Genomic DNA, 4,778 nt, shown 5'->3' with positions numbered 1-4,778 from the left:
AAAGGGTGAGGGAACATGGATCAGTTGGCACTCAAGGCAATCGAGCGCATCGCCGCCGAACGGCGCGCGCCGTATCAACACATCACGGTCGAGCGGATCACGCCGATCATCGGCGCCGAGATCGGCGGCGTCGATCTTTCGCAGCCGCTGAGCGACGAGCAGCTCGCGGAAATCCGCCGGGCCTTTCTGGAGAATCACGTGGTGGTGTTCCGCGATCAGCACCTGACGGTGGACGAACACAAGGCGTTTGGCCGGCTGTTCGGTGAGCTGCGGGCGCTGCCGGTGGAGGACATCGACGGCGATGACCCGGAGCTGGTGGTGATCCGCGCCAATGCGCAATCGCGCTATGTGGCCGGCGAAACCTGGCACACCGACGGCACCGCCGATCTGGCGCCGTCCATGGGCTCGATGCTGTACGTCAAGGAAACCCCGGCCATCGGCACCGGCGGCGACACGCTGTTCGCCAACATGCACCTGGCGCTGGAAATGCTGTCGCCGACGATGCAGCAGTTTCTCGGCGAATTGACCGCGATCCATGACGGTGCGATTCCGTGGAAGGGCTATGAGGCGCCGGCCAACCTGCCGAAAACCGAGCACCCGGTGGTGGTTCGCCACCCGGAAACCGGGCGTAAAACACTGTTCGTCAATTCCGGGTTCACCTCGCACATCGTCCAGTTGTCTGGCGGCGAAAGTCAGGTGCTGTTGAACATGCTGTTCGATCTGGTGGCCCGTGAGCCGGTCCTCAGCTGCCGCGTGCGTTGGGCGCCGAACAGTCTGGTGTTCTGGGACAACCGCTGCACCCAACACCATGCGGTCTGGGATTATTTCCCGCACTCGCGGTATGGCGAGCGGGTGACGATTCTGGGGACGCAGCCAAAGGCTTGAGTCTAAAAAAACGGTGGGAGCGGGGGCCGTTCCCACCGCTCATTTACAGACCTTGTTTGAGCAGTTGCTCGACGATCAGCTCGCCAAACGCCAGATTCCCGTGCAACGGGTCATCCACTTCGCAGTACGCCGGAAGCTGAAAACCCTGCTCATCGTTCGCCGCCGCGCGCACGTCGATCAGCTCGATGCCGAGCCCTTGCAGGCGCTCGATCAGCAGCGCCTGCGCGGCCATGAACACCCGCGGATCGGACAACTCTGGCACCCGCTGCGGCGGCAGCACGGCGAACACCTTGAGGTTCATCGCCCGGGCCTGTTCATAGAACGCCAGCGCAGGTTTGGACAAGGTGTCGACGATGGATTCGAACAGGGGACCTGCGAGAAAACCTTCGTCGAATTCGCCGTCCGGTGTCTGGTAGCACGTCCAGTTCGGCGCGGTGGCGAGGTAGTGCAGGCTCAGGCCGAGGGTGCTGACCAGCGGCACCCCGACCTTCGCCAGCTGCGGCACTTCGAAAGGCGCCAGGGCCTGGCGATACAGACGTTCCATCTCGGCGTCCCGAAACAGCACGTCATGGCGGGTCAGGCTGAAAAAATCCACCGCGAAATCCCTGCCGGTGCCCAGCGGGCCGCCGCTGAACGGCAACTCGCGGGCCTGCGCGGCTTTGCCGATGACCCCGGCATGGGAGTCGCCCAGCAGCAGAAACCTAGGCGTAGTAATCGAGCACGGCGTCTTCACAGACAAGCTCCTCGCTGGACACGCAGGTGGAGGGCACGCTGACCGGCGTCTGCACCGGTTGAACCGCATCGAGCCCGGCAAAAAACTGCTGCATGACAAACGCCACGCCTTCGGGCGTGACCTCGCGCTGGTTGGGCTGGTAGAACGCGCCCTTGAACGGTGTGCCGGTGATGATTTCGTAAGAAGGGAAATAGTCGACGTCGTGCAGGTCTTCGCACAGCTGCCCGGCGACGGCGCGCAGCACCGATTTGGAATAGGTGGTGGCGCTCAGCACATGTTCGCCCGTGGCCGTCGCCGTCAGGGGCACCGGTGACACGGTGAGCAGCAGGCGCAGCTGCGGGTTGATCGAACGCATCAATTCCAGCGCCCGCACCATGTCGCCATAGGTGTCCATGAAGCCGAAATTGCAGAAACGGTGCAGCTGCGGATCGAAAGTGCCACGCACGGTGCCGGGGCACACGGGATACACCAGACCCGTCTGACGGTTCTGCCAGGCTTCAGTCAGACCGAGGGTGAACACGAACACTTTGGCTCGGCGCAGGGCGCTGCGAATGGCGTCGAGGGTGGCTTCGCGCGAGGTGAACAGCGCGTCCTCGCTGGCAAAGCCGTCGGGCTCCACGGCGGGGCGGAATGGGTCGAAGAAACGCCCGTCATGGGCCCAGGTTTCGTCGGGTGGCAGGCTCACGCCCAAGGCCCATTCGAGCCATTGGCACAGCATCGCCGGGGTGTACAGATTGCCGGTGCGGAACGAGAACACCCCGTAGTTGTGGGCCTTCCAGTCGGCTGCGGGCAGTTCGGCCGGGGCCGGTTCCGCATCCAGCCAGTTCATGCCGCGTTCGCCCAGCGCCCGGCCGATGTGCTGGGCGAAACACGAGCCGGCGGTGACGATGGCGTCCTTGTTGCCGATCTCGAACTGCGGCGTCCACAGTTGATCGATGTTCAGCGCGGGCTTGTCAGCCACGGCGGTGCGCCAGAAAGCGCGGGGTGGCAGGCATTGATAAGGATTCACGACGAGGGCCTCCTTGGCGGTCGCTGATAAAACGGGGTCAACTGATTTGATAGCGGTAGATCAGGTCGTCAAACCACCGATCTCCAATCTGATAGGCCTGCGGCACGCGGCGCTCGAATACAAAACCGCATTTCTCCAAAACCTTGCAGGACGCGATATTACCGTCGGTCACGGTCGACTCCAATGAGTCCAGGCCGATGGCGGCGGCATAGTCGATGATCGCCTGCCGCGACTCGGTGCCAAAGCCTTTGCCCTGATGCTCGGGCAACAGCAGGCAACCCACCTCGGCATGCCCTGGCGACAGGATACGAAAACCGGTCACGCCCAGTTCCTGCCCGCTGGCCCTGTCGGTCACCACCAGACACAACCAGTGATCCGACTGCGGCCCCCAGGCCGGAAGCCGATGCTCGAAGCCTTTGCGTACCTGTTCTTCGGCAATTTCACCGAACACGTACTGCATGGTCTGCGGCTCGGAATGCAGCCTGAGGAACAGCGGCCAGTCGGATTCGACCATCGTGCGCAGGTCCAGGCGTTGCGTGGCGAGTTCGAGCATCCGCTGCTCCTTGCAAGGGCGGAAAGGGAAGACGGTTTTTTACTGGGTGTGGGGCGAAAGATCAATGTTTTGATCGGCCATGTTTTGCAACGCCGACCTTGAACGCGCCCCTTAGCGGTGCTCTCCGGCAGCCGCGCTGCCGGAGGTGGTTTGGCGTATGGATCGGTTACGGCTTGACCGGTTTGACCAGGTCGGTCTCGTTGCTGTCGAGCACGAACACTGCCAGCAGACGTGACGGTTCGGTGGTGCTGGCATTGGCGCTCACCGCGTGGAAGTCGCCCGGTTGTTCGACGAAGTTTTCCCCGGCCTTGTAGACCTTCTCCGGCCCGTCGCCTACCTTGCTGCGCACGGCGCCCTCAAGCACCGTGGCGTAGATGAACGCGGACTTCGGATGAAAGTGCGCCGGCGAAGAACCACCGGGTGCGTATTCCACCAGCACGCCCTTCATGGATTTTCCCGGAACGTTCGGCAGGGCGCGGTCGAACACCACGGTGACCTTGCCTGCCTGCGGCTCGGCGGCCGAGACGGATGAGATTGAAAGGGCCGCAAACGTGGCGGCCAGCAGGATTCGGCTGAACATGGCAATACTCCTTGAAATAGGTGGGGTGTTTCAGTGCTGGGTCGATTTCGCCAGCCAGTCTTCAAAGCGCGTCGGGCCCAGGCGCGGGTTGCTGCTGCCGGGGGTGAGCGACTGGTCGTCGAGCTCGCCGCCAAAGTAGCGGGCGTGGACGTCCGGGATCACTTTGCGGGTGTCGTGGGTGGCGCGGAAAAAACGCCGGACCAACTCGTCGAGCGGCATGGCTTCGGGACCGGCGATTTCCTGTGTGCCGTTGATCGGCGCTGCCAGTGCCACATCCGTCAGCGCAGCAGCGACGTCGTCAGAAGCCATGGGCTGGATCAGCGCCGGCGACAGGCGCACTTCCTCGCCGACGGTGGCGGACTGGGCAATGCCGCCGACAAATTCGAAGAACTGCGTGGCCCGCAGCAGGGTGTACGGAATGCTCGAGGCCTTGATCAGGTTTTCCTGCGCGACCTTGGCACGGAAGTAGCCGTTGGCAGGCGAGCGCTCACTGGCGACGATCGACAGCGCCACGTGATGGCGAACCCCGGCGGCGGCTTCGGCGGCGAGCAGGTTACGGGTGGAGGTTTCGAAAAAGTCGAGTACGGCCTGGTCTTCCCACGAAGGGGCGTTGGACACATCGACCACCACCTGGGCGCCGTCCATCGCTTCGGCCAGGCCTTCGCGGGTGATGCTGTTGACGCCGGTATTAGGGGAGGCGGCGCGGGCATCGTGGCCGCGTTCGCGCAGATTGTTCACAAGTTTCGATCCGATGAGGCCGGTGCCTCCGATTACGACTATCTTCATGGCATCTCTCCACTTGCCGACCGCAACCGTTGCTGTCGATGTGGGTTGAGCATGCTTGCGGCGCTCGGGCAAATCCTTGTGATGACCTTGGATTTGCCTTGGTTTTTTGTCCAGACAGGCCAATCCGTCGGCAGATGCGTAGACCAATGCCCAGACCGGTGCGACGGCCCAGGGTCTGCCGTATCATTGGGCGCACGACAATCGCCCGCTCGGACACGGAGTCGGGGGCGCC

At 63.2% G+C, this 4,778-nt stretch carries 6 protein-coding genes; 1 reads left to right on the top strand and 5 read right to left on the bottom strand.

Annotation, left to right across the window (positions count from 1 at the left end):
- Window positions 1–15: 15 nt before the first annotated feature.
- The gene (locus CAF80_RS09350; RefSeq protein ID WP_039771066.1) at window positions 16–885 is read left to right on the top strand and encodes a TauD/TfdA family dioxygenase; all 870 of its coding nucleotides are present in this window, start codon (window positions 16–18) and stop codon (window positions 883–885) included.
- Window positions 886–928: 43 nt separating this feature from the next.
- On the opposite strand, the gene CAF80_RS09345 is transcribed toward CAF80_RS09350, so the two are convergent.
- The 5 genes from CAF80_RS09345 to CAF80_RS09325 all read right to left on the bottom strand — a co-directional run bounded on the left by CAF80_RS09345 (window position 929) and on the right by CAF80_RS09325 (window position 4,546).
- Window positions 929–1,618, bottom strand: a complete 690-nt coding sequence (locus CAF80_RS09345) for a hypothetical protein (RefSeq protein ID WP_074690729.1) — start codon at window positions 1,616–1,618, stop codon at window positions 929–931.
- Window positions 1,587–2,627 carry a GSCFA domain-containing protein gene (locus CAF80_RS09340; protein WP_074690730.1) on the bottom strand — a complete coding sequence of 347 codons (1,041 nt, stop codon included), beginning with the start codon at window positions 2,625–2,627 and terminating at the stop codon, window positions 1,587–1,589. The genes CAF80_RS09345 and CAF80_RS09340 overlap by 32 nt, the downstream gene beginning before the upstream one ends.
- Before the next feature lie 37 nt (window positions 2,628–2,664).
- A complete protein-coding gene (locus CAF80_RS09335; protein ID WP_039771072.1) occupies window positions 2,665–3,180 on the bottom strand; it encodes a GNAT family N-acetyltransferase in 516 nt (171 codons plus the stop codon).
- A 166-nt stretch (window positions 3,181–3,346) separates the two neighbouring features.
- Entirely contained in the window at window positions 3,347–3,760 is a 414-nt protein-coding gene (locus tag CAF80_RS09330; RefSeq protein WP_074690731.1) for a cupin domain-containing protein, read from the bottom strand.
- 30 nt (window positions 3,761–3,790) lie between these two features.
- Window positions 3,791–4,546: an SDR family oxidoreductase gene (locus CAF80_RS09325; RefSeq protein WP_074690732.1), complete on the bottom strand. Its 756-nt coding sequence runs from the start codon at window positions 4,544–4,546 to the stop codon at window positions 3,791–3,793.
- Between the last annotated feature and the right edge of the window lie 232 nt (window positions 4,547–4,778).

Origin of the sequence: Pseudomonas sp. B34(2017), assembly GCF_002112915.1 — a bacterium.
Taxonomy (GTDB): domain Bacteria; phylum Pseudomonadota; class Gammaproteobacteria; order Pseudomonadales; family Pseudomonadaceae; genus Aquipseudomonas; species Aquipseudomonas pharyngis.
Note: the sequence above shows the minus strand (reverse complement) of the source record. Positions and strands in the feature narration are given on the sequence as shown.